Below are 21,728 nucleotides of genomic sequence, written 5' to 3'. Positions count from 1 at the left end.
GGCGTGGTAGGGGCGGCGCCTCGGGCCTAAATGTTCGCGCCCACATCGGAGGACTTGTCTCGTGTCCGCGTCAGCACCCATCGCCCTGCTCGTCCTGGTGGCCCTCCTTGGCTGGACGACCCACGCCGATGAGCCGTCACGACTTCCAGCCTGCGACTCGGCCCAGGAACAGATCGCGCTCCCGGACGAGCCCGAAGGCAGGGTGTACGAAGTCTGCATCAGCCCGGGCCTAGCGACTCTGATTGTCTTCTTCTCGTCCGAGTTGAAGCGCGAGAACCTGACGCTGGAGGGAGCCGACCGATTCACGGTGGTGGAGGCAGGAAAGCGCAGCATCTCACTTCTGCCCTCCGAGAACGTGGTTCCTGGCGAGCGGCTGAAACTGACGGCCCGCTTCGCGGACGGAGAGTCCCCCGCGAGCATCAGCTTCGTGCTGGTGGTACATCCGGCCCGTGCCACGCGCCAGGTGGAGGTCTTTCGCCAGAAACGCACCTTGGCGTCCTACCAGCAGTCGGAGAAGGAGAAGGAACTCCAGCTTCAGCAGTGCCGCGAGGAGACTGTACGGCTCCGCTCGGAGCGTGGAGGGCCACGCGGCTTGACGGGACTCCTGGCCGCGAGGCGCATGGACAGGAACGGGGTTGTGGCCAAGGACGTCATGATGGACATCAGTCTGCATCCAGCGAGTGCCCTCAATTTGAAGAACGCCATCACCTACCGCGCCAGGGGGCTCGTGGCGGTGGTGGTGTCGCTGGAGGCGCCCGCCGGGGCGTTACCATGGACTGCGGCCGGAGCCGAGCTGGTGGGCCCTGGCCGCCGCACGCTGCGCGCGCTGCCCCCCTGGCAGAGTGAGCCCATTGCCCCCAGCGTGATTGATGGTCGGGTTGTGATCGAGGCTGAGGCGACGGAGCAGGAGACCCGGGGCAGCTTCAGGCTCAAGCTCTGGAACGAGGATGGAACCCGAAGCGTGATCGTCTCCGGCGTGACGTTCCCATAAGGGCGCCCGGTGTGTTGCCAGAGGCTCTCATTTCACGAGGTGGTCAGATGAACGCTGTGATCCTCAAGTTCAACGTCGCCAAGGGGAATTACTGGGGAAACGAAGCGCACCCGAACGGCATTGGCCTCCAGACGCTGTGCTCGATCACTCAGGCGGTAGTGGACGTTGTCACTTCGAAAGGTAGCATCTACGTCTGCCGGGTGGGGCGAACGCCGGAGTACTTCGGCCCGATGAGCTGTTCGCCCGAGATCGTCCACGAAAGGGGCGCCTTTTACCGGGTGCTGTTGACCGGGAATTTGGTGAACCAGGCAACTGGGTTCCTGAACGGGGCAATGACGTACCAAGTTCAGCAAATGTTGGATTCCTCCGAGGGGGTGCTCATCCAGGGACGCAAAGTGCGCGCTTTCCACTTCAACGACGACCAACCAGCGGAACTCAAGCTTTCGCCACCCTTTGTCCTGATGGACCCTGCCTGAGGGAAACCCGGCGCCCGCTCCCGCCTCAAGCAGCGGATCGTGGGGTGACTATGCATCGGCAACCGCTCCATACCAAAGCGGACGCGGGTGGGCCTCTATGGACGCGCCGCCCGCCCGCTCCAGAGGGAAACCGGCCGACCCTCAATCCCCCGGGCACTTCGAGGCTTGGGGTGGCGGGGCTGGGAACCGGCCAGGACCGTGGGGTTGCAGACGGCGCGATCGACAACTACTCGGTGTATAGTTCCCCAACACCTTCCTGTGAGTCTCATGCCCCCAAGAAAGAAAGTCGTATCCGGTGATGTGCCAGAACACATGAAGGATCTCGCCCAGGAGAACAGGGGAAATCCTACCGAGGCTGAAGCTATTCTCTGGAAGCATCTTGCGAATAAGAAGCTTGGCGTCACGTTTTGGCGCCAGCACTGCCTCAATATCGATGATCACAACTACATCGTGGATTTCTTTTGCGAATCCTTGAATCTGGTCGTGGAGGTCGATGGGCCAGTTCACCAGTTCAATCAGAAGAACGACGCTATTCGTGAATGGCGCATCAAGAAGTTGGGAATCCGTATGCTGCGGTTCTCGAACGAAGAGGTTCTTAAGAATCCGAAGCGAGTAGCCAACAAGATCCTCAACGCGATGAACGAGATCTGACATGCACCACATTGCTCCAGACATGCTCCGCGCATCTGTGGATGCCATGAATGACACTTTCGATTCCCATGATGTCATTCGACACATCATGCGATCCTACCCTCAGGAGTATGTGCGCGAGCTGTATTCGCGTGTCCACCTTCCGGACCCAATCCTGGCCACGCATGCCGAGATCGGTCGCGCGCTCGGCCGACTAGTAGTGATTGAGAAGACCGATCGACTGGACAGCCCAAATGTTCGCGGAGAGGTAGCTACCGAAAATCAGGGATGGAGAAAGATCCAGCGGTCTGCCTGAGGCCGCTCTACGGTCGGTCACACCAACATGCCCAAAGAAAACCACCATCGACGTACAGGCGAGATCGTCAGCGCCCTGTTCGGGATCGTCATGGGGCAGCCCGGGATCAAGGGCTCCGTGGCCATGAACCAGCTCATGGAGCAAATGAGTCTGAACGAGCCAGAGGTCCGCAGGGCATCGTGGGGAACGACCGGAGCGACCAAAGCAGGCTGGTTCCGGAAACAGCCTCACGGACGCTGGACGGTCACGGAGGAAGGTCAGCGCGCGTACGACGAGTTCACTGACCCAGAGGGGTTTCACCGCGAGTTGGACCGCCTGTACCGCGAGTGGACCCAGATCCATGGCAAGTCGCGCAAGTAGCGCTATCCTGCCTCCATGCCAGACCTCCGAGGAACATCGCCCGATGGGATCCACCCGCGCGACCTGACGATCGAGCAGGATCCCGACAGCCCGTCGAGTCTCATCGTGTGGGTGCATCCGCCCGGCTCTAGGCCCGGCGCCGGTTGGTCGGTGCGTGTGCGCAAGGACCAGCTCAAGAACTTCATCCAGAGCCTCCCTGAGGCCCTGCTCATCCCTTGAAGAAGGGGCCTGGACGACAGACCGGGTTCGTACCCAAGCTGTACCCAAGATGAACGGACGCGGGTGGACCTTCCTGGACTCTCCACCCTCCCCGCTCCAGAGGGAAACTGGCCGACCCTCAATCCCCTCGGGCACCTCGCGGATCGGGGTGGCGGGGCTTCAAAACCGGTGAGGGGCTGCGAGAGCAGTCCTTGGTGAGTTCGATTCTCATGCTCTACCGATAGCGAACTCAGAGGCTTGGGCCCTGTGAAATGGCAGAGGCCGCGCCTCAGCAGGCGTCAGGGCAGCTGAAGCGAAGGTGACCACCCCTTCGCAAAACCAGCCGTAGGCGCCATCCGCTCGTCCAGTGACTGGACACAGTGTTGCGAGGCGAGCTGGTTGATGGACGAGCGAGCCGCCTGGTTGATGGGCATCACCGAGCGCGAGCGTCAGCGCGCGCGCCCGGTGATGGGAGTGGCCTAAAGAGCGGCGGAGTCGGTGTCGAGCACGCGTGCGAGGACGTCGCGCTCGACGAGCTTCTTCTTGCGACGCGCGGCCTCGCGAAGTGCCGTGGTCGCGAGCCGGTCGATGTCGCGGTGGGCGCCGGAGGCGGCCTCGTGGAGCATGGCCATGGCGTCGGAGGCGAAGAGTTCTCGCTCGCAGCCCGCGTTCTTCAGGCGCAGGCGGAGATACTCCGCGGTGTCCTCGGGTCCAAGCGCGTCGATGGCGAGCCGGCGTGCGAGTCGGGAGGCGAGGCTACGGTTGCGGCGCATCGCGAGGCGCGAGTCGAGTTCGGGCAGGCCGACGAGGATGAGGGAGAGGAGTGCCTTGGAGTCCCACTGGTAGTTGAGGAGGATGTGGAGGTGGTCGAGCACGTCCTGGTGGAGCAGGTGCGCCTCGTCGAGGAGGAAGACGGGGTGGACGCGCTCGCGACCGAGTTCCTCCACGTGGCTGGACACGGCGTAGAAGACAGCGGCGGCGGTGGCGGACGGGGTGAGCCCGAGGGCCAGACACAGCTGGCGGTAGAAGTCGCGGCGGCCCAGCGTGGCGTTGTGACAATAGGTGAGGCGGAAGCCCGCCTGGGGAAGCCGGTGACGAAGCGCGCGCAGGACGCACGTCTTGCCGACGCCGGGCTCGCCCACCAGCATGACGCTCTGCCGCTCGCGCACGGCTTCGCAGAGCTCCTCGACGAGGCCCGTCTTGGAGGTGGGCAGCCAGAGGTCCGCGTCGGCAATCTCCTTGGAGAAGGGCGCCTCGGAGAAGCCGAAGTGGGTGACGTAGGCGGGCGTCATGACTCACCTGCATCGCGATGCCGGGGAGGACGGCCGACGGCGCGGTCGAGCAGCGCCAGGGGCGGGTCAAACGCGGGGTGTGGCCGGGACGTCTCGTCGTGGATGGGAGGGCGACGCAGCGGCCGCTTGCGGCGCGAGTTCTTCACGGCGTCGACTGGGTGGAGAGCGTAGCGCTTGCCCTCGAATTCGGCCCAGGGCGTCTCCCCCAGGTCGACAAGGCAGCGGCACAGGTGCACGAGGCGCCCGGCGAGGTGGCCTGCGTCGAGCTCGTAGTCGACACCGTCGACGACGACGGTGGTATCGCGCCGCACGCGTCGGCGGGTACGGGTGGTGAGGGCCTCGCGCAGCTTCGCCTCGTCGAAGCCATCAGGCGCCCGGGGCGCGGCCTCGAAGACGGTTTTCGGTGTCGCGCCCAGGAGGGCCGCATGCGAGGTGACGTGGTAGTGCGCGTCGAGGAAGGCGCAGAGGCAGACATTGACGTCGTGGAGGGAGGCGACGGGCCCGAGGAAGTCGAGGCAGCCCTCGCGCAGCGTGCGCCAGAAGCGCTCCATCTTCCCGCGTGCGGGGGCGTCGTAGGGCCTGGCGTGCAAGAGGGAGGTGCCGATGCGAGCGCACGCGGTGGCGAGTGTCTCGCCCCGGTACGTGGCGCCATTGTCCAGGTAGAGGGCGTCCGGAGGGCCATGCTTGCGCAGGGCGCGCACCATGAGGCCCAGCATGTCCACCTCGCGCTCGGTGTGGTGGGCCTCCAACGCCACGACGTACCGACTCGCGTCGTCCAGCAGCGCGTGGATGCGCAAGGGCCGCACCTTGCCCCCGACGGTGAGTCCAGGCCCGTGACACACGTCCGCGTGCCACAGGGCCATGGGACGCTCGGCCTGCCAGCGAGAGGCGCATCTTCGTGCCGCTGCCGTCGCGCATCCCGACGCGGTCGAGTCCTGCTTGCACGAAGAGGCGGCGCACCGTCGTCGCCGAGACAGCGTCCCTCTCCAGCCGGCCATCGGTGACGAGCGTGCGCAGGATGAGCGCCACGGACGCGGACGGGTACTCCCGCCGGATGTCGAGCAGCAGCTCGCGCTGGGCCGCCGAAAGCTGCTGGGCCCGGCCCTTGTCGCTGCGTCCGCGCGGGGTGAGGCCCAAGAGGCCGCGCTTCTTGTACGCGTAGTACCAGCGCTCGAGTGTAGCCGCCGAGTAGCAGCGGCTCACCTCGGCGCCCGGCGGTACGAAGCGCTGCTGGGTGAGGGACTCGAGCGCCGAGGCGAGCTGGCCTCGGTCCATCTGCGCTTGGGTGAGGGCGCCGATGACTCCGTGGCGAAACACCGCCACCGCCTCGGCGTGGGACTTCGGGGTGAGGCTCTTCATTTCGCGCGGACTTCCCATACTGCCTCCTCATCCCGACATGGGCCTCTTGGGAGGGCAGACGCCTACCGTCCCGCCGCAGGCAGGGCTTCGAGGACGGGGCGTGTCGGGTGGGACAGACTTCTGTGAGGGGCGCGCCGATGGCCGTGGAGCAAGCCCCTCAGTGAGCGCGCTCGGCGCCCCGGAACGAGCAAGCGGACAGCGATGGCGGTCCGGTCGCCGGGAGTGCGAAGGCGGCGACTGTCGTCGCCGCTCGTGCGGCCACTGCTCGCGCCGTCCAGTCCGTGGGCGATGGCCGCACGCAGCACAGCAGTGTCCCGACTCTGGCCTCCCTGGACCAGCGGCAGAGCGAGTCCCAGCGCTCGATGCTCCCAGGCCCCACCACGGCCCAGGGACTCACGCGTCGGCGTACCGCCGCGGCTGTTAGCGACTCGAGACCCCACAGGGCGAGCGCCCAGGCGATGGCCGCGAGCGAATACAGCTTCCTGCCCAGCACCTGCGAGGGAACGACTGTCTGCGACACGCCACACCTACGGCAGAGGTAGCGTCGCACGCGCAACTCCACGAGGACGGGCGACGCGCCAACCTCCAGTGGCCCACGTACCTGGCGGCTCCGGCTTCCATGCCCATGAAGCCCCAGCGGCTCTCCCACAGGGCGGCTCGCCGCGCCGCACGCGGCGCAGCTCGCCGGACGTACCGCACAGACGGATGGCATCTGCGCAGCCCAGGACTTGACGCCGACGCGCGTCCGTACGACTCCTTGGGGGCCTCGCTTCTCTCTCACACGTTGAGCGGGGCGCTCGACCTGTGAGCGTGTTGCCGCACGCTCCAGGTCACCTTTCTCTCACGCGAGCTGGCGAACACCGCCGCGCCCCGTCCTCTCAGGGCCCCGTGGATTACCTCACGCAGCGTGGCGCGCCAGAATCCGGCTCGCTGCTGGACTCCGCACGGCCTGCAACATCTCTTCCCGGCAACCAACGCGCTCGTCGCGACCGCGCTCTCCATCAACCACTTCGCTCAGCAACACACAGGATGGATGATTCCCTTCTGTCTGACGCAGGGCCTCGGCGATTGCCGCCATCCGACTCCACGCCTGCTCGTCGAACGTTCGACTGCGAATGACACTGGGGATGGGCGCGTCGTTCTCGACCAGGCCCCACTTCGCGCGATCTCGCTCCAACGGGGTCCCTCGCAACAGCATCAGGGGGAACGCCTTCACCACGGGAATCCGTTGTCGAAGGCAGAAATCAACCGTGCCACGAAACGACTCCAAAGTCTGCTCGGGCAGACCAAAGATGACGGAAACCTCGAACGAAATGTCTCGTTCGTGGAGCTTGTGGATGCCCTCCACGACACGCTTGAGCTGATTGCTCCGATCTACCGCCCGCGCCTCCTGCTCGTGGATGGTCTGGAGGCCGAACTCGAGCCGCACATCAAGCCCCTCGCACGCATCGAGGAACTCATCATCCAGCGTGGAGAAATGGCACTGCAATGACAGCCGCCCCCGATACTCCAGTCGCCGGAAAGCCCCCAGAACAGCAAGGGAGTGGCTCCCGAGATTGAAGAGCGGGTCCAACACGGCGATGTCGTCCACACCTGAGCGCACAAACAAATCAATCTCCTGCTCCAGCCGGGCCAGCGGAATGTCGCGGCGACGCAGGCGACTGCCTGCCTCGCGGTGCTGACAGAACGAACATCGGAAGGGGCATCCGCGCTGGGTCTCCCAACGAATGAATCGTTGCCGGACGGAAGGCTCGATCACTCCCTCCAGGAAAGGTGATGCCAACCGGTCCAACCTTGCCTCGGCCTGCAGGCAGGAGTCAGTCTGCCCCGCCCAGTGGACGCCCATGACCTGAATGCGCTCGGAGGTCGCGGCGAGAGCCACCATGGCCTCTTCACCATACCCGCGCACGAATACATCCGCCTCTGCATAGAAACGCTCAACGCCCACTGCCGCGTATGAAATCTGAGGCCCACCGAGGACGATGCGCCCCATGAATCCTCTCTGCCGGAGAAGGACCAGGAGCCGCTTCACCACCTGGTCGTTCCACACGTAGACACCAAAGCCCACGTCCACCATCTCCGGCGCGAGCCCCAGGGCATTCTCGAGGACTCTCTCGAGAACGCTCGCGGCGCTGAAGCCAGGTTGATTGATGGCGAAGGAGAACTCTCGCACGTCCATCCCCGCATTCCGCAGCGCCGCGACGATGGAGGCATGCCCCAGCGGAACCCGGGGATCCTTTTCTCGGGTCCAATCGATGGAGACCAGGACGACCCGACGAGCCCGAGAAGAGGCGAAATGAGCCTCCGCGCCTTGAATGGACATGAGTCCCCCCGAACCTGGTTCGAGCGAAATGTTCAGCGATGGCGACAATGACAGTCAACCCAGACGCAGCATGACCCTTGGAATTCAATCAACCGTTGGCACCTGCCCCCAATCGAATCCCCTACATCGACTCACCACCCTGACAGACTGGGTGCCTCGCGCCCCGGCCACCGGCGACCCCGTGTGGTGTTCTGACTCGGGTCCCCCCTGCCCATGTTTTGCCCTCGCCCTGGGCGCCTGGCTGGCCAAGCCCCCTGGCAGTTCGTCCCAATAGGCCAGCATTTCCTATTCCCCGGTCCTGGAACTAACATGAGGACATGGCGACCCTCATCCCCGCCCTGAGCCAATGCCTCCCTCGGATGCAGTCGGGCGAGAAGCGCCTCGCCCGACGACTCGAAGAGAAGCTCGAGGATGACTACCTCCTCTGGTACGACGTCGCCATTGGACAGACGGGCCGCCATCCTGACTTCATCGTCCTGCACCCCCGCCGAGGCCTCCTGGTCCTGGAGGTCAAGGACTGGAAGCGCGACACAATCCACCGCATCGACAAGAACAGCGTCACCCTCCTCACTGATGGCGGCCCCAAGGAGGTCGCCAACCCCTTCGAGCAGGCGCGGCTCTATGCCCAGGACATCGCGAGCCTTCTTCAAAAGGATGCCTCCCTCGTTCTCCCCGAGGGCCCCCAACGAGGCAGGCTGGTCTTCCCCTGGAGCTACGGTGTCGTCTTCTCCAATCTGACCCGGGCACAGTTCGACGAAGCGCAGCTGCACGAAGTGATTCCAGCAGAGCGAGTCCTCTGCAAGGACGAGATCACCGAAAGCGTCGACCCCGAGGCCTTTCAGCAGCGGCTCTGGCAGATGTTCCCGTGGGTCCCCTCACGCCCCCTGACGCTTCCTCAGATAGACCGCATTCGATGGCACATCTTCCCGGAGCTCCGCATCGGAGGAGCGCAGCTTGGTCTCTTCGAGCAGCCGGACGCCGAAGCGACGCTGCCCGACCTCATCCGAGTCATGGACCTCCAGCAGGAGCAACTCGCTCGCAGCCTGGGTGAAGGGCACCGCGTCATCCATGGCGTCGCGGGCTCCGGCAAGACGATGATCCTGGGCTACCGCTGCTTGCAGCTCGCGAAGGTCCTGCAACGGCCCATACTCGTGTTGTGTTACAACCGCGCCCTGACAGACTGGTTGGAAGCCTATCTCGCCGCACGAGGCATCTCACGCCAGCAGGTGAACGTCAGCACCTTCCACGCCTGGTGCCGCAAACAGCTCGTGACGTACCACGCAGGGCTGCCACACCAGGTAACTTCCAACTCCGAGTACTTCGAGCAGCTTGTCCAGCGCGTCATCCTCGCTGCCGACCGGGGCCTCATCCCGCGTGGACAGTACGGAGCGGTGCTGATTGACGAAGGGCACGACTTCGAGCCCGCGTGGCTGAAGCTCGTGGCCCAGATGGTCGCCCCGGAGACCAATTCCCTCCTCGTGCTCTACGACGATGCCCAGTCCATCAACCGGCGTGGGCGCTTCAGCTTCCGCAGCGTCGGCATCCAGGCCCAGGGAAGGACCACCATCCTTCGCCTGAACTACCGGAACACCTCCGAGATCCTTCAGTTCGCTTATCACTACGCCAAGGACGTGCTGACTCCGGAGGATGCAGATGAAGACGGGGTTCCACTTCTCCTCCCCCAGAGTGCGGGCCGACATGGGCCTCCGCCGCAAGTCATTGCGTTGCCCAACTTGAGGGTCGAGCTGCAATACATCACCGGGCACCTGCAGCAACTCCGCTCGGAAGGCCTCCGCTGGAGTGACATGGCGGTGCTCTACCGCACCGTCGATGTCGGAGACGCGGCCATCCACCAGCTTCAGAAGTCAGGCATCCCGTCCCAGTGGGTGGGCACTCGCGCGCCTCAATCCGCGCTGAGACCCATGGAAGACAGCGTCAAGGTCATCACCTTCCATTCCAGCAAGGGCCTGGAATTTCCAGTCATCGCGATTCCCGGGGTCGGGCGGCCCTCTCGACATGTGAAAGACGCCAAGGAGGAGGCGCGCCTCCTATATGTCGCTATGACCCGGGCCGTTGACCGACTGGTGCTCACGGGAAGCCCGGAAGCGCTGCGTGTCACCCTGCCCTCCCAGCGGCCCTCGGCATAGGAGCCCGCTCCGCAACGAGTCGTGGAGCGACCAGGTCATCGACGGCTCTCGTGCATCCCTCCAGCCAGAAGCGTGACGACCTCGAAGAGCAGGGCATCGAGGTCGCCGTCACTCACGTGTATTCGGGCAGCGAGCCGAGGTTGTCTGCCCTCGTCGAATTGGTGTCAGTGCGAAGGTACTTCTCGTTGCCAACCGACACCGTACGGACATCCTCTCCCTTCTTGTTCTGATTGTCCTTCAAATACACCGTGACGAACGTCTTCTTCTGCTCGTCGATGGCGGAAACCACGTCTTGACGGCGCATCTTCCGTGCATCGCCAAAGCTCGTGCCCAGATCTGGGCGCACCTCGACCTCGACGATCTTGGTGTGGTCGTTGTCATACTTCACCCGGAAAACACCATAATCAGCCCACTTCGACATTCAATGCCTCCCTCGAACGAACAGAGGCCTGACATGCTTGTCTGGCCTGATGTCCACTTCGACGAGAAGCATGCGACCCCGCGGCTGGATTGTCTCTACCACTCCAGTGGTACGAAACATCACAACTCGCGGACGCCCATGGATGGACTGCCTGTATCGCAATGACGTGAGCAGGACCGCGACCGTCAGCCCCAAACTTGGCAAGCCGTGAAGGAACGAGTTCGACCGGGTCTAACCAGCTCGTCGCAGTCCACCATCCAACGCCCGGAAGCGCTCCAACGTGCTCGCGGGAATCTCATCGAGCGCCGCCACGAGCGGCAGCGTGAAACGGTGGAAGCTCGCGTCGTACAGCGGCTGACCCACGAACCGCGCGCCCATCTTCCTGGCGAACAGCGACGGCGCCCGGGGCATCCTCAATCCCGCCAACAACCCCTGCCCTGCCCGCTCGCGCTCCGCCGGCGTATAGAACGGGCTCCTGGGGATCGCGGGCGACTCATGAGGCACCGTCGACCTCACCCGCCAACGCGGACTCACCCAACCCCGGTGCTCCGCCACACACGCAATCAGCCGCGCGTCCTCGTGTGAGTCCGTGTCCATGTTGGCCGCGGCAACCCAGTGCGTCACGCCGCGCCGCCGGCTCTCCGCGTAGATGCCCGCCTGCAGGTGCGCCACCGCCTCCGTGTGCCGCCACTGTTCGAGCACGCAGAAGCGCGCCGTCTCCGCGATGACCCGCCCCGGCCCCACCAGGCTCGACAGGTCCAGCTTCTGCTCCATCTCCACCCCCAGCCGCCCTCCCGTCGCCAGCGCCACCTCCGGATTCGTCAACAACATCCGCAGCGTCGCCACCGGCGTCCGGTCCGCGTAGACCACCAGATGCACCGTCGTCTCCAGCGTGTCGAAGCAGCTCACCTCGCGCCGCGTCGGTGACGGCTTGCCCCCCAGCAAGCGCAGCTCTCCTCCGAAAACAGCCCAGCGGATCCGCAGCGCGTCATCCAACTCGCGCTGGGTGGTGGCGACTCGGCAGTGCATGGACGTCATGGGTCCCTCCTGAAACAGGCCGGCGACATACCGACCCCATCCCCCTTCTTCGGCGCCCCCGCCCCGACTGCGCCCACCACCCCATGTCTCGTCCACCCTGAGCCATACCACCCGGGAGGTACAGACATTGCTTCGCTCCGCGACCAACCTTCTGCGGACGTGAACGAGACACACGCCGTCGAACTCACCGAGCCGGTAACGAAAGGACACACAGTTCGATGTCAACCCGAGAGCGGGCACGTGTTCCCGGCGAGGAGTGGGGATGAGTCTTCCAACACCATCGGAGGAGCAGGAGCTTCACGAACGCATCCTGAAGAAGGATGAGTCATTGGCCACCGCGGAGGCCTTCGCGGTCTTCGTTGACCCAATCACTGCGCGTCTGTGCAGGAGCCTGAATCGCTCCAGGGAAGAGGTCTGGGACGCGGTCGTCGACGTCATCCACTCCTATGTGGCGCGTCCTGAACGGTACCTCCCGCAGAAGGGTCGGCTGTCCACCTACCTGAGGGAGGCAGCCAAGAAGAAGCTCTTCGATCGCTACCGCTCCCAGGTAGCCCGCAGCCGCCGGGAACGGGAATTCGGGACTGTTTTCGAACTTCGCGCGAGGGCACCGAATGAAAGCCTGGAGGTCACCGTGGAAGCCAGGCTCGCCGTGAGACGAATCGACCAAGCCGGATTGTCGGAACAGGACCGGGATGCCATCGGGCTGATCCTCCAGGGAGAAGGCTCCACTCGAATCCTCGCCAAGGCCATGGGACTTCCCCCCATGCCGGAGCAGGACCGCCGTCGCGAGGTGAAGCGGAATCGAGACCGCCTCATCAAGACGTTGAGGCGCATCGGGAAGGAGGACCGAGATGACGAATCCTGAATGGCTCGAGCGAGCGGCCCGACGCGGCCGGAGCGAGCCCTGGTCAATGGCCTACACATTCGAGCAGTACAGACAAATCGAGGGCATCAACGAGGACACGCTGGCCGAGGAACTGGGGTGCACCCAGGAGACGCTCCACTGGATGTCCCTGTGCCGCCGCCCCGAAGGCGACAGCTTCAGCGAGCAGTGCACCGCCATCGCCCAGAAGTTCGGCGTGGACCGCCTGACGCTGATGCAGGTGATTCGCCACGTCGACGTCATCAATGTCTTCTCCAACGGCACACGAACCGGGTCGACGACCCCCATCCGGATGGCGGCCCAAGACCACCTCCCGGATGAAGAAACGGACACGTGATGGAAAGCTGGCTGCAGGAAGCGGTGGAAGCCTGTGCACTGAAGGACTGTCATGCGTCCGTCCATGACCTGCTCGACTGCTTCTGCGGCCAGTTCCACATCCGGCCCGTTGCCCTCCCCAGATTCACTCCGCAGACAGCCCAGGACTGGCTGTCTCGCCGGAGCCCGGGGCAGTGGTTCACGACACAAGATCATGACCTCCATGGCTTCATGGCCTGGTGGCGCGGACACGGCATCCTCTTCTTTGACAATCAGCGAAAGGAAGCGGAGCAGCGCTTCACCATCGTCCACGAGGTCGCGCACTTCGTCCTGGAGGAGTGGCTCCCCCGCAGGCGAGCCCTGAGCATCTTCGGCCCTGAGATACTCCCGGTCCTCAATGGAGAGCGGGCCCCCTCTCCCGAGGAGGCCCTGACCCTGTTCTTCGAGCAGGTCCCACTGAATCTGCGCACGGACCTCATGGCCCGTGACGCATCGGGGGGCTACGCCAGCCGGGATGTCGTCGTGGCCGAGCACCGCGCGGACCGGGTCGCCCTCGAGCTGCTGGCGCCCGTGGAGCGCGTCCTGCCGCTCGTGAAACAGCTCTCTCGGGAGGATGCCATCAACAGCTTGCGGTTCCAGTTCCACCTGCCCGTGGAGAAAGCCACCGAATACGTCGATGGGCTTCGGCGGCGGCTGCGCGTGTCCCGTTTTTCCATCGCGGAGTTCCTGGGAGTGGAGGAGGGGTAATCCATGTCGAGTGACTTGCCGCCCGAGGCGGATGAACTGAAGGAAGAGCTGTTTGGCGATGCGGACTACCGTTCGGCGTTCGGCGAGGACCTCGCCTCGACGTTGGACCTCGACCGGTGGTCCACGGGGCTCGACCTCGACAAGATCATGGAGCGGTTCCGCCGGGAGATCGCCAGCGCCGTCCACAAGGAGGGCGAGCTGCGCGCCATCGTCCGCAGCGAGCTCTTCCCTCGGCTGGCCACGCGCCCCGATGCCTTCCCGGACGCCGGTGTCTACAAGGTCACTCCAGAAGACCTGACCCTGGTCCACGAGCGCCTGCTGTTTCGCAGCAAGGTCGACGCGGTGACCGGAACCCACGTCTCCCATGACAGCCTGCCCATCGGCATCTCCCAGATTGGCGTCGGCATCGTCAGCTACCAGGGCACCTCGGGCGCCTTCACCAAACGACTGTTCCGCAAGGAGATGGCGTCCCAGAACACCAGCAACCCTCTCCAGGAGGCGATGGACTTCATCGACATGCGCCAGAACCGCTATCAGGGGAAGCAGGACACCCTGTCGCGCATGGCCCGCCGTGGCATCCAGGCCTATGCCGAGCGCGCCGCGCTCGTGGAGAAGGCCACTGCCGAGTGGCGCATGGGCTCCGGCAATCCGTGCGCCCACGAGCTGCTCTCCGGTTCGGGGTACATGTCACTCCTGGACCGCTCACTCACGGTGCTCGAGCGGCTCATCCACGAGCACAAGAAGTTCGTCTACGTCTCGGACTCCCTCACCGACCGGGGATTCCTCACGATGGGACTCGCGCTGGACGCTGGCGAGTATGCCCTCCTTGAGACGCTCAAGCGCGAGGGCACGCAGATCGTCCGCAACTGGGAGTACGGCGGACGGAGCAAGCACCGCGCCTGGAAGTTCGTGAGGGACTCGAGCCCCTGCGTCGTCAAGGGCATCTTCCGCGTGTCGGACCACTCGGCGCCGCGCTTGTTCTACGCGCACAAGGACCACGCCCACGAGGCCGCCTGGGTGGCCATGGCCGACAGCATCCTGCGCCCCGAGCGCGGATTCCCGATGCTCCTCGATGTCGCGGCGGTGACCTGCCGCGGTGTCTTCGGGGTCGATGGTTTCCTGGGGCTCGTCGAGGACGCCTACACCCAGGCCGGAGCCAATCTGCAGTTCATGACCGAGCGCGGGATGCGCCGTTAAGGGGGGACCACGGATGTCCAATGATGGCAAGGAACCGAGGCCGCAGGGTGCAGGCAACATCAACGGGAAGTCTCCCTCCCTCCAGATAGTGAATGGCGCACGTGCCGTACCTCCACGCAACGGCACGCCACCGCCTCACGGCGCCACGAGAACCCCACCGCCGAGCGCGCAGCGAGAGCCGACTCCCAACGGCGCGGCCGGCCGCCCTCCGCCTCCGAATGGCTCGGCTCACCGGCCCAACCCTCCTCCTGTGTCCGTCGGACGTGCCCCGTCATCGGTGCAGGCATCGGACCGCGCCGAGCCTCCTGGGGTGCCGCCGCCCACGAAAGCGCCCTCCCCCGGCTCATCGCCCCCTGTTTCGACAACCACCTCGTCCGCCCTGAACGGCGCCTCCCGTGCCTCGGGCGGTCCTTCAACCCACTCGGGGGCGGAGAGCCCCTCCCGCACCTCGGGAGGCCCCTCGAACGCCTCTGGACCTCTGACCTCGAGCGCGGAGGGCGCATCGCGCTCCATGGGAGCGCCTCCTGGCGCAGGCATCACGTCTCGCGCGTCAGGAGGCCCCTCACCTGTCGCGGGAACCTCCTCCGACGCAGGAGCCGCCTCTCGCACCCCGGGAGCCACCGCCCCTGCTTCGACGCGTGCCCCCACCGGAGCTCCCGTCCCTCTCTCGTCGAGGGGCCCCTCGACGCCCCCCAACGGGTCGGAGAACGTCGTCCGCGAGACGCCCGCCTCGGCCCGTGCCGCGCTCGAGGAGCTGAAGAACGATTCCTCGGCGACACGAGTCGACCCGGAGCTCGAGTCCGCCGCGGGGTTCACCCACTTCGACACCGCGTCGAGCGAGGACAACCTGCTCACCGTGCTGCTCACTCGCGCGGACCTGCACCTGCTCGCGTCCCAGACGCTGGTGCGGGTGAAGTCCCGCGAGGATGGCCGCGCCTACCTGGGCGTCGTCGTCAAGGGCCCCTTCGCCGAACCCAACGCGGTCCCCGCCAACTCGACGATGGCCGTCGGTGTCGTGACGCACGGCAAGAAGCTCACGTACACGTTCGACTACCACGGTCGCGCGGAGGTGGAGCTGCTCGGCGAAGAAGTGGAAGGCACCCTCAAGCCGCCCCGCTTCCGTCCTCGCCCCCAGAGCCCCGTGTTCGTGCTGACGGACGAGGAGAGCGAGCGCGTGCTCGGTGTCGGTGGCGACATGTCCCTGGGTGTCGTCGTTGGCTACGAGCAGATGGAGGCTCGAATCAGTCCTAGCGACAAGTCCGTCCTCCCCCGGCACACCGGCATCATCGGGACCACCGGCGGCGGCAAGTCCACCACCGTGGCCACGCTCGTCCACCGCGCTCAGTCCCAAGGCATCGCCACCATCGTGTTCGACGTGGAGGGTGAGTACACCCACGTGGACGAACCCACGGACCATGAGCCCATGCTCGAGGCCCTCAAGCGCCGGGGCCAGCAGGCTGAGGGCGTCCGCGACCTGCACATCCACCACCTCATCGGACGCACCAGCCGCAACCCCCGACACCGCAACCTCCACCGCTTCTCCCTCAACTTCTCCAGCCTCTCGCCCTACGCCATCGCGGAAATTCTCGGCCTGTCGGATGCCCAGCAGGAGCGCTTCCTCAAGGCCTACGACGTCACCAAGCAGTTGCTGGAGGACTTCGAGGTCTTCCCGCAGACGGATGAAGAGAGGCGGCAGGCGCTCGAAGTCGACGAGATGTCCACGGGCTATCCCAAGATGACCATCCAGCACCTGCTGGACGTCGTGAACGCGTACATCTACAGCCTGGGCGACGAGAATCGCGGGGAGACGACTCGAAGCCGCTCACGCAGCCGCCGCAGGGAGACGACAGCAGAGACAGCCGAGGCCGAGGAAGAGACCGAAGAAGCGACGCCCACCGGTCCCTTCCTCCAGAGCGAGTTCAAGGCCAACCGTGGCACGGTCATGAGACGCGTCATGGCCCAGAGCAGCCGCAACGCGGTGAGCTGGAAGACGCTCTACGGAAAGCTCCACCGCCTGCGCCGGCTCAACATCTTCGACATGGGCTCGGTGCCCGGCCCCGCCTACAACTCGATGCTCGCTCCGGGCCGCGTGTCCGTCATCGACCTGTCGGACACGGACTCGCCGCAGCTCAACAACCTGGTCATCGCGGATGTCCTCCGCGGCCTCCAAGAAGCCCAGGAGGTCCGCTACGAAAAGGCCAACGCCCAGGACCAGGCCGTCCCTCCCGTGCTCATCATCATCGAGGAGGCCCACGAGTTCCTCTCCGCCAGCCGCATCAGCCAGATGCCCGTCCTCTTCGAACAGGTGGCTCGCATCGCAAAGCGCGGCCGCAAGCGCTGGCTCGGACTCGTCTTCGTCACCCAGCTCCCCCAACACCTCCCCAACGAGGTGCTCGGCCTGCTCAACAACTTCATCATCCACAAGATGACCGACAGCACCGTCATCTCCCGCATGCAACGCACCGTGGGCAGCATCGATGAGAGTCTCTGGAACCGCGTGACGAGACTCGCGCCAGGACAGGCGCTGGTCTCCTTCAGCAACTTCGCACGCCCGCTCATGGTGGCCGTCGACCCCGCGCCCGTGAAACGCCTGCTCGTCGACTGACCCCCAGGGGCGGCATGGTATGACCCACCCCCATGCCGCCCTCGGAGACCGAGTCCTACCTCCTCGACTACCACCGTCGCCTCGCCGGCGTGACGGCGCGGTGGTTCTCCCGAACGCCCGTCACGCGAGGCGACCACCGCTTCGACTCGACCTACGCGCTGCTCGCCGCCGAAGTCCCCTCGGACTCGCGCGAACACACCGTGCTCGACCTCGCCTGCGGTGATGGCTACCTGCTGGAGCTGCTCGCCCACCGCGAGCCTCCCCGCCCCCGACTCCTCGGCCTCGACATGAGCGCCGACGAGCTCGCCCACGCCCAGGCCCGACTCCAGGGCGCCGCCACGCTCCACCAGGGGCTCGCGCAGTCGCTCCCCTTCGAGGACGACAGCCTCGACGTCGTGCTCAGCCACCTGGCCCTCATGCTGATGGACGACTGCGAACAGGTCCTCTCCGAGGTCCGGCGCACACTCAAGCCCGACGGCAAGCTGTCCTGCGTCGTCGGCGGAGGCTTCGCCCCCACGGGCTCGCTGGCCGTGTTCCGCGAGCTGATGAAGCCCGCAATCGAATCCCAGCCGCGCCCCCTGCTGAGCCTGGGCGACAAGCGCTTCCGCTCCACCGAGGGACTCCAGCAGCTCTTCGGCCTCGCCTTCCAACACGTCGACGTCTTCGACCTCCTCGTCCAGGACGGTGGCTCCCCGGAGCACGTCTGGGACTCGCTCGCCCAGACCTATGACGCGGACCAGCTCTCCCCCTCCACCCGCGAGGACGTCCGCAAGGCCTTCCTCTCCGCCGTGGAGCCCCTGCGGGATTCCGCTGGAAACATCTCCTGCCACTGGAGCATGAGGCAGGTGACCGCACACGCCCCGCGACGCTGAAGGCTGCGATTGAGGTGACGAATGCGTGACCTTGTCACCCACGCGACAAGGTCACCGACTCGTGATGCGGTGGGCGCACCGCGCCGTGCGACTCAATCTCCTTCGCCCTCCTGGCGATTGGAGACATGCCCATGCAGCGCAGGAACTTCCTTCGACTCACCGCGATGAGCAGTGGAATCCTGGTCCTGGGACCCGGCTTCTGGCGCGCGGCCTATGCCGCCCCCGCCCGTCCGGGCCCCGGCCCCTATGGCGCCATCTCGGGCTCACCGGACGCCCACGGCCTGAGGCTGCCCGCGGGCTTCACCTCGCGCATCATCGCCCGGACCGGACAGAACGTCCCCGGGACGAACTACACCTGGCACCTCGCCCCCGACGGCGGCGCGTGCTTCGACACCGGTGACGGAGGCTGGGTCTACGTCTCCAACAGCGAGATTCCCCTCCTGGGCGGTGTGTCCTCCATCCGCTTCGACGGCGGCGGCAACGTGGTGGACGCCTACCGCATCCTCTCCAACACGAGCATCAACTGCGCCGGAGGTCCCACCCCGTGGGGCACCTGGCTGTCGTGCGAGGAATGGGACCTGGGCCATGTCTGGGAATGCGACCCGCGCTCCCCCTCCCAGGGCCAGCGCCGCTCGGCCCTCGGCGCCTTCACCCACGAGGCCGTGGCCGTGGACCCGGTGGGACAGCGCCTCTACCTCACCGAGGACCGCCCCGAGGGCCGCTTCTACCGCTTCACGCCCTCACAGTGGCCCTCGCTCGGCGCTGGGAGACTGGAGGCCGCGAAGCTCAACGGCAACGCCCTGGACGGCACCGCGAGCTTCAGCTGGGTGAAGGTCTCCGCGTCGCGCTCCGCCTCGCTCCAGCTCGAGCGCTTCCTCACCACCGCTTTCAATGGCGGAGAGGGCTGCTGGTACGACAGCGGCACCGTCTACTTCACCACCAAGGGCGACAACCGCGTGTGGGCCCACACCCCCGCCACCGGCCAGGTCGAAGTCATCTACGACGACGACCTCTACCCGGACTCGCCCCTCCGGGGCGTGGACAACATCACCATGTCCCGCTCGGGTGACCTCTTCGTCGCCGAGGACGGCGGAGACCTGCAGCTGTGTCTCATCACCCCGGGGCCCGAGCGCACCGTGGCCCCCTTCCTCCAGCTCGACGGACACTCGGGCTCCGAGCTCACCGGTCCCGCCTTCAGCCCCGATGGTCGGCGGCTGTACTTCAGCTCGCAGCGCGGGACGGACGGCACCACCGGCGTCACCTTCGAGGTGAGCGGACCGTTCCGTTGACCCACACGACTCCCCGCGCGGTGGACGACATCGCGCGGGGAGCCCTCGCGCCTCAAGGCGAGTAGTAGAATGCGTTGCCCCAGATGAAGGCGGACTTCCCAGGCGGCGGCGTGCCCAGGTAGCAGTTGGCGCCGTCGAACCAGCCGTACTCACACACGTTGTTCGGGCCGCGCGTGACGTAATAGTTGTTGGCGTGGATGAACGGCGAGCCGTCCTGCGCGGGGACGGCGGCCACGTAGCAGTTGGCGCTGTCGAAGCCCGCCTTGATGGTGTTGCCCAGCCAGCTCACGTCACCCGGGCAGGCGTCACCGGGCACGCCCACGACGAAGCTCGAGCTGCACACCGTCTGGCCCGCCGTGTTGGCGACGTTCATCGTCACCGTCGAGTAACGACCCGGCAGGGCGCCGGCCGCCATGATGAAGCTCAGGTAGAGCGTCGTCGAAGAGCCGATGAAGCCCTTCTGCCCGTTGCTCCAGCTCACGCCCGGCGCCGCGCTGAAGGCCAGGTTGATGAGCCCCGCGCTGCCGGAGAACGACGCCGTGATGATGTACGTCCCGTAGGCCAGCCCCGAGACGTTGATGGTGTCCGCGTACGACGTCCCCGGCGTGACCGTGGTGTTGGTGGGCCAGCTCGTACACTGGGCCTCGGCGCGCACCGGCGCCCCCAGGACGAGCGCCACGGCGGCGACAGCCACCAACGAGCCAAGACGAGACAGACCCATGCGCCCACCAGACGATGAAGCAGCGTGCATACGACCTCCAGGTGTGATGCACGCACTCTGCTGTGATTGATGGCTCAAAAACAAGACACAACATCAACATTTCACGACACACCACTCCGAGCTGTGGCGCTCGATGCTACACTCCTGACAGCGACGCCCCGGATACATGGTGACACATTGAAACTGTAGCGCCCCACGCCACAGCCAGGTCCCCTCTGTCAGTCTTCAGCTGTAACCCCATTCGCCACAACCGAGACACCACCACCCGGCCCTGTCTCCAGCCGACGCACCTGACGGTCTCGCGCCCGACGGGCAGGCATTGCGCGTCCACGGTTCGAAGACGCGGGCACGCCGCATCACCGTCCACCGACCGCCGTCCCGGCGCCATGGATGAGCACGTGACTCGGCGCCGGAATCGTCCTCCACGTCACACGGGCGACGTCCGTTCCAACAGGTCCTCTCGCTCCGGGTGTGTCCTGGGTGCGGCGGACCGTCGCCCCGAGCCGTCGACCAGGCGTCGCCCCTCCCAGAAAGGGCGCGGCGCGGGCGGGAAACTGGCGTATGGAGCGCTCCATGGCGCGGAACATCGATGGAACCGAGATCAGCCGGGTGATGCGGGCGGAGATGGCCCAGCAGGTCGCCGAGCTCCAGGCCCAGGGAATCACTCCGGGGCTCTCCGTGGTGTTGGTGGGCAACAACCCCGCCAGCCAGGCCTACGTGGCGAGCAAGACGCGCGCGTGCGAGGCGCTCGGCATGCGCGGGCAGACGCTCAACCTGCCCGAGGACGTCTCCCGGGAGGAGCTCTTCGCCGTCATCGACCGGCTCAACCAGGACCCCGCCGTCCACGGCATCCTCGTCCAGCTCCCCCTCCCTGCGCACCTTCCCTACAAGGCCGTCCTGGAGCACATCGCCCCGGACAAGGACGTGGACGGCTTCCACCCGCGCAACGCGGGCCTGGCCTTCGTGGGAGACCCCCGCGCCTTCATCCCGTGCACCCCCGCGGGCATCCTCGAGATGCTGCGCCGGGAGAACGTCCCCACCCGGGGCAAGCACGTGGTCATCGTGGGCAGGAGCCTCATCGTCAGCAAGCCGCTGGCCTCGCTGCTCATGGCCCCCGGCCCCGACGCCACCGTCACCATCACCCACCGGCACACCCCGGACCTGGCCTCCTTCACCCGCCAGGCGGACATCCTCATCGTCGCGGTGGGCAAGCAGAACCTCATCACCCGCGACATGGTGAAGCCCGGCGTCGTGGTCATCGACGTGGGACAGAACCGCGTCGAGGACCCCGGCTCCGCGCGCGGCTTCCGCATGGTGGGCGACGTGGACTTCGACGGCGTCAGCCAGGTCGCCGAGGCCATCACCCCCGTCCCCGGCGGCGTGGGCCCCATGACCATCACCATGCTCCTGGCCAACACGCTCCAGGCCGCGCGCCAGTCCGCGCAGGCCCGCCGCACGTAGCCACACCGGGGAGTCCGGCGCGCCCCATCCCGGGGTGCGCGCCTGGGCGCGACGCAGTGTGAATACATCGACGCGGCTTGCGTCGAG

At 66.0% G+C, this 21,728-nt stretch carries 20 protein-coding genes and 1 pseudogene; 13 read left to right on the top strand and 8 right to left on the bottom strand.

The features are described from left to right. Window positions 1-61 precede the first annotated feature (61 nt). The 4 genes from OWM54_RS37210 (at window position 62) to OWM54_RS37195 (ending at window position 2,773) form a co-directional block, all read left to right on the top strand. Entirely contained in the window at window positions 62-991 is a 930-nt protein-coding gene (locus OWM54_RS37210; RefSeq protein WP_267700452.1) for a DUF2381 family protein, read from the top strand. A gap of 47 nt (window positions 992-1,038) precedes the next feature. Beyond that, window positions 1,039-1,467, top strand: a complete 429-nt coding sequence (locus tag OWM54_RS37205; RefSeq protein WP_267700451.1) for a hypothetical protein — start codon at window positions 1,039-1,041, stop codon at window positions 1,465-1,467. 312 nt (window positions 1,468-1,779) lie between these two features. Next, window positions 1,780-2,118 carry an endonuclease domain-containing protein gene (locus tag OWM54_RS37200; RefSeq protein ID WP_267700450.1) on the top strand — a complete coding sequence of 113 codons (339 nt, stop codon included), beginning with the start codon at window positions 1,780-1,782 and terminating at the stop codon, window positions 2,116-2,118. A gap of 322 nt (window positions 2,119-2,440) precedes the next feature. Further along, window positions 2,441-2,773: a hypothetical protein gene (locus tag OWM54_RS37195; protein WP_267700449.1), complete on the top strand. Its 333-nt coding sequence runs from the start codon at window positions 2,441-2,443 to the stop codon at window positions 2,771-2,773. 677 nt (window positions 2,774-3,450) lie between these two features. Here the strand turns inward: OWM54_RS37195 and OWM54_RS37190 are convergent. The 5 genes and pseudogenes from OWM54_RS37190 to OWM54_RS37175 all read right to left on the bottom strand — a co-directional run bounded on the left by OWM54_RS37190 (window position 3,451) and on the right by OWM54_RS37175 (window position 7,945). Continuing rightward, window positions 3,451-4,263, bottom strand: coding sequence for an ExeA family protein (locus OWM54_RS37190; protein WP_223752235.1), 813 nt, complete (start codon window positions 4,261-4,263; stop codon window positions 3,451-3,453). Beyond that, entirely contained in the window at window positions 4,260-5,126 is an 867-nt protein-coding gene (locus tag OWM54_RS37185) for a DDE-type integrase/transposase/recombinase (RefSeq protein WP_267700447.1), read from the bottom strand. The genes OWM54_RS37190 and OWM54_RS37185 overlap by 4 nt, the downstream gene beginning before the upstream one ends. 145 nt (window positions 5,127-5,271) lie before the next feature. Continuing rightward, window positions 5,272-5,538 (bottom strand): annotated as a pseudogene (locus OWM54_RS43465) (helix-turn-helix domain-containing protein); the annotation flags it as partial. 241 nt (window positions 5,539-5,779) lie between these two features. Next, complete coding sequence (locus tag OWM54_RS43460; RefSeq protein WP_223752233.1) at window positions 5,780-6,334, bottom strand: transposase family protein; 555 nt, start codon at window positions 6,332-6,334, stop codon at window positions 5,780-5,782. A gap of 186 nt (window positions 6,335-6,520) precedes the next feature. Next, window positions 6,521-7,945, bottom strand: a complete 1,425-nt coding sequence (locus OWM54_RS37175; protein ID WP_267700446.1) for a B12-binding domain-containing radical SAM protein — start codon at window positions 7,943-7,945, stop codon at window positions 6,521-6,523. Window positions 7,946-8,262: 317 nt separating this feature from the next. Here OWM54_RS37175 and OWM54_RS37170 point away from each other — a divergent pair, with 317 nt between their 5' ends. Next, window positions 8,263-10,092, top strand: coding sequence for a DEAD/DEAH box helicase (locus tag OWM54_RS37170; protein ID WP_267700445.1), 1,830 nt, complete (start codon window positions 8,263-8,265; stop codon window positions 10,090-10,092). Between the two features lie 112 nt (window positions 10,093-10,204). Here the strand turns inward: OWM54_RS37170 and OWM54_RS37165 are convergent, their stop codons facing one another. Next, entirely contained in the window at window positions 10,205-10,513 is a 309-nt protein-coding gene (locus OWM54_RS37165; RefSeq protein WP_267700444.1) for a DUF3892 domain-containing protein, read from the bottom strand. Window positions 10,514-10,744: 231 nt separating this feature from the next. Further along, a complete protein-coding gene (locus tag OWM54_RS37160) occupies window positions 10,745-11,551 on the bottom strand; it encodes a GNAT family N-acyltransferase (protein WP_267700442.1) in 807 nt (268 codons plus the stop codon). Between the two features lie 262 nt (window positions 11,552-11,813). Between OWM54_RS37160 and OWM54_RS37155 the strand changes: the two genes are divergently transcribed. From OWM54_RS37155 to OWM54_RS37125, 7 genes are all read left to right on the top strand, one after another. Beyond that, a complete protein-coding gene (locus OWM54_RS37155) occupies window positions 11,814-12,416 on the top strand; it encodes an RNA polymerase sigma factor (RefSeq protein WP_267700441.1) in 603 nt (200 codons plus the stop codon). Window positions 12,417-12,462: 46 nt separating this feature from the next. Beyond that, complete coding sequence (locus tag OWM54_RS37150; protein WP_267700440.1) at window positions 12,463-12,771, top strand: hypothetical protein; 309 nt, start codon at window positions 12,463-12,465, stop codon at window positions 12,769-12,771. 209 nt (window positions 12,772-12,980) lie between these two features. Further along, a complete protein-coding gene (locus OWM54_RS37145) occupies window positions 12,981-13,496 on the top strand; it encodes a hypothetical protein (RefSeq protein ID WP_324289169.1) in 516 nt (171 codons plus the stop codon). A 3-nt stretch (window positions 13,497-13,499) separates the two neighbouring features. Then, complete coding sequence (locus OWM54_RS37140) at window positions 13,500-14,693, top strand: hypothetical protein (protein ID WP_141326360.1); 1,194 nt, start codon at window positions 13,500-13,502, stop codon at window positions 14,691-14,693. Between the two features lie 856 nt (window positions 14,694-15,549). Next, complete coding sequence (locus OWM54_RS37135; protein WP_267700438.1) at window positions 15,550-17,298, top strand: ATP-binding protein; 1,749 nt, start codon at window positions 15,550-15,552, stop codon at window positions 17,296-17,298. A gap of 32 nt (window positions 17,299-17,330) precedes the next feature. Further along, window positions 17,331-18,170, top strand: coding sequence for a methyltransferase domain-containing protein (locus OWM54_RS37130; RefSeq protein WP_223785600.1), 840 nt, complete (start codon window positions 17,331-17,333; stop codon window positions 18,168-18,170). Window positions 18,171-18,295: 125 nt separating this feature from the next. Further along, complete coding sequence (locus OWM54_RS37125; protein WP_267700437.1) at window positions 18,296-19,459, top strand: alkaline phosphatase PhoX; 1,164 nt, start codon at window positions 18,296-18,298, stop codon at window positions 19,457-19,459. Between the two features lie 52 nt (window positions 19,460-19,511). Here the strand turns inward: OWM54_RS37125 and OWM54_RS37120 are convergent, their stop codons facing one another. Continuing rightward, window positions 19,512-20,180, bottom strand: a complete 669-nt coding sequence (locus OWM54_RS37120; protein ID WP_267700436.1) for a hypothetical protein — start codon at window positions 20,178-20,180, stop codon at window positions 19,512-19,514. A 573-nt stretch (window positions 20,181-20,753) separates the two neighbouring features. Here OWM54_RS37120 and OWM54_RS37115 point away from each other — a divergent pair. Further along, window positions 20,754-21,641: a bifunctional 5,10-methylenetetrahydrofolate dehydrogenase/5,10-methenyltetrahydrofolate cyclohydrolase gene (locus tag OWM54_RS37115; protein ID WP_267700434.1), complete on the top strand. Its 888-nt coding sequence runs from the start codon at window positions 20,754-20,756 to the stop codon at window positions 21,639-21,641. Window positions 21,642-21,728: the final 87 nt, after the last annotated feature.

Source organism: Myxococcus sp. MISCRS1, assembly GCF_026626605.1.
In the GTDB taxonomy this organism is placed as follows: domain Bacteria; phylum Myxococcota; class Myxococcia; order Myxococcales; family Myxococcaceae; genus Myxococcus; species Myxococcus fulvus.
The sequence above is the reverse complement of the archived record's forward strand: the minus strand, read 5'-3'. Positions and strand labels throughout refer to the sequence as shown.

What these genes read in the sequence shown, in the direction of transcription:
- OWM54_RS37205 (WP_267700451.1), top strand. Translation starts at nt 1,039, where the DNA reads ATGAACGCTGTGATCCTCAAGTTCAACGTCGCCAAGGGGAATTACTGG.
- OWM54_RS37200 (WP_267700450.1), top strand. Translation starts at nt 1,780, where the DNA reads ATGAAGGATCTCGCCCAGGAGAACAGGGGAAATCCTACCGAGGCTGAA.
- OWM54_RS37195 (WP_267700449.1), top strand. Translation starts at nt 2,441, where the DNA reads ATGCCCAAAGAAAACCACCATCGACGTACAGGCGAGATCGTCAGCGCC.
- OWM54_RS37190 (WP_223752235.1), bottom strand. Translation starts at nt 4,263, where the DNA reads ATGACGCCCGCCTACGTCACCCACTTCGGCTTCTCCGAGGCGCCCTTC.
- OWM54_RS37185 (WP_267700447.1), bottom strand. Translation starts at nt 5,126, where the DNA reads ATGGCCCTGTGGCACGCGGACGTGTGTCACGGGCCTGGACTCACCGTC.
- OWM54_RS43460 (WP_223752233.1), bottom strand. Translation starts at nt 6,334, where the DNA reads ATGCCATCCGTCTGTGCGGTACGTCCGGCGAGCTGCGCCGCGTGCGGC.
- OWM54_RS37175 (WP_267700446.1), bottom strand. Translation starts at nt 7,945, where the DNA reads ATGTCCATTCAAGGCGCGGAGGCTCATTTCGCCTCTTCTCGGGCTCGT.
- OWM54_RS37170 (WP_267700445.1), top strand. Translation starts at nt 8,263, where the DNA reads ATGGCGACCCTCATCCCCGCCCTGAGCCAATGCCTCCCTCGGATGCAG.
- OWM54_RS37165 (WP_267700444.1), bottom strand. Translation starts at nt 10,513, where the DNA reads ATGTCGAAGTGGGCTGATTATGGTGTTTTCCGGGTGAAGTATGACAAC.
- OWM54_RS37160 (WP_267700442.1), bottom strand. Translation starts at nt 11,551, where the DNA reads ATGACGTCCATGCACTGCCGAGTCGCCACCACCCAGCGCGAGTTGGAT.
- OWM54_RS37155 (WP_267700441.1), top strand. Translation starts at nt 11,814, where the DNA reads ATGAGTCTTCCAACACCATCGGAGGAGCAGGAGCTTCACGAACGCATC.
- OWM54_RS37150 (WP_267700440.1), top strand. Translation starts at nt 12,463, where the DNA reads ATGGCCTACACATTCGAGCAGTACAGACAAATCGAGGGCATCAACGAG.
- OWM54_RS37145 (WP_324289169.1), top strand. Translation starts at nt 12,981, where the DNA reads ATGGCCTGGTGGCGCGGACACGGCATCCTCTTCTTTGACAATCAGCGA.
- OWM54_RS37140 (WP_141326360.1), top strand. Translation starts at nt 13,500, where the DNA reads ATGTCGAGTGACTTGCCGCCCGAGGCGGATGAACTGAAGGAAGAGCTG.
- OWM54_RS37130 (WP_223785600.1), top strand. Translation starts at nt 17,331, where the DNA reads ATGCCGCCCTCGGAGACCGAGTCCTACCTCCTCGACTACCACCGTCGC.
- OWM54_RS37125 (WP_267700437.1), top strand. Translation starts at nt 18,296, where the DNA reads ATGCCCATGCAGCGCAGGAACTTCCTTCGACTCACCGCGATGAGCAGT.
- OWM54_RS37120 (WP_267700436.1), bottom strand. Translation starts at nt 20,180, where the DNA reads ATGGGTCTGTCTCGTCTTGGCTCGTTGGTGGCTGTCGCCGCCGTGGCG.
- OWM54_RS37115 (WP_267700434.1), top strand. Translation starts at nt 20,754, where the DNA reads ATGGCGCGGAACATCGATGGAACCGAGATCAGCCGGGTGATGCGGGCG.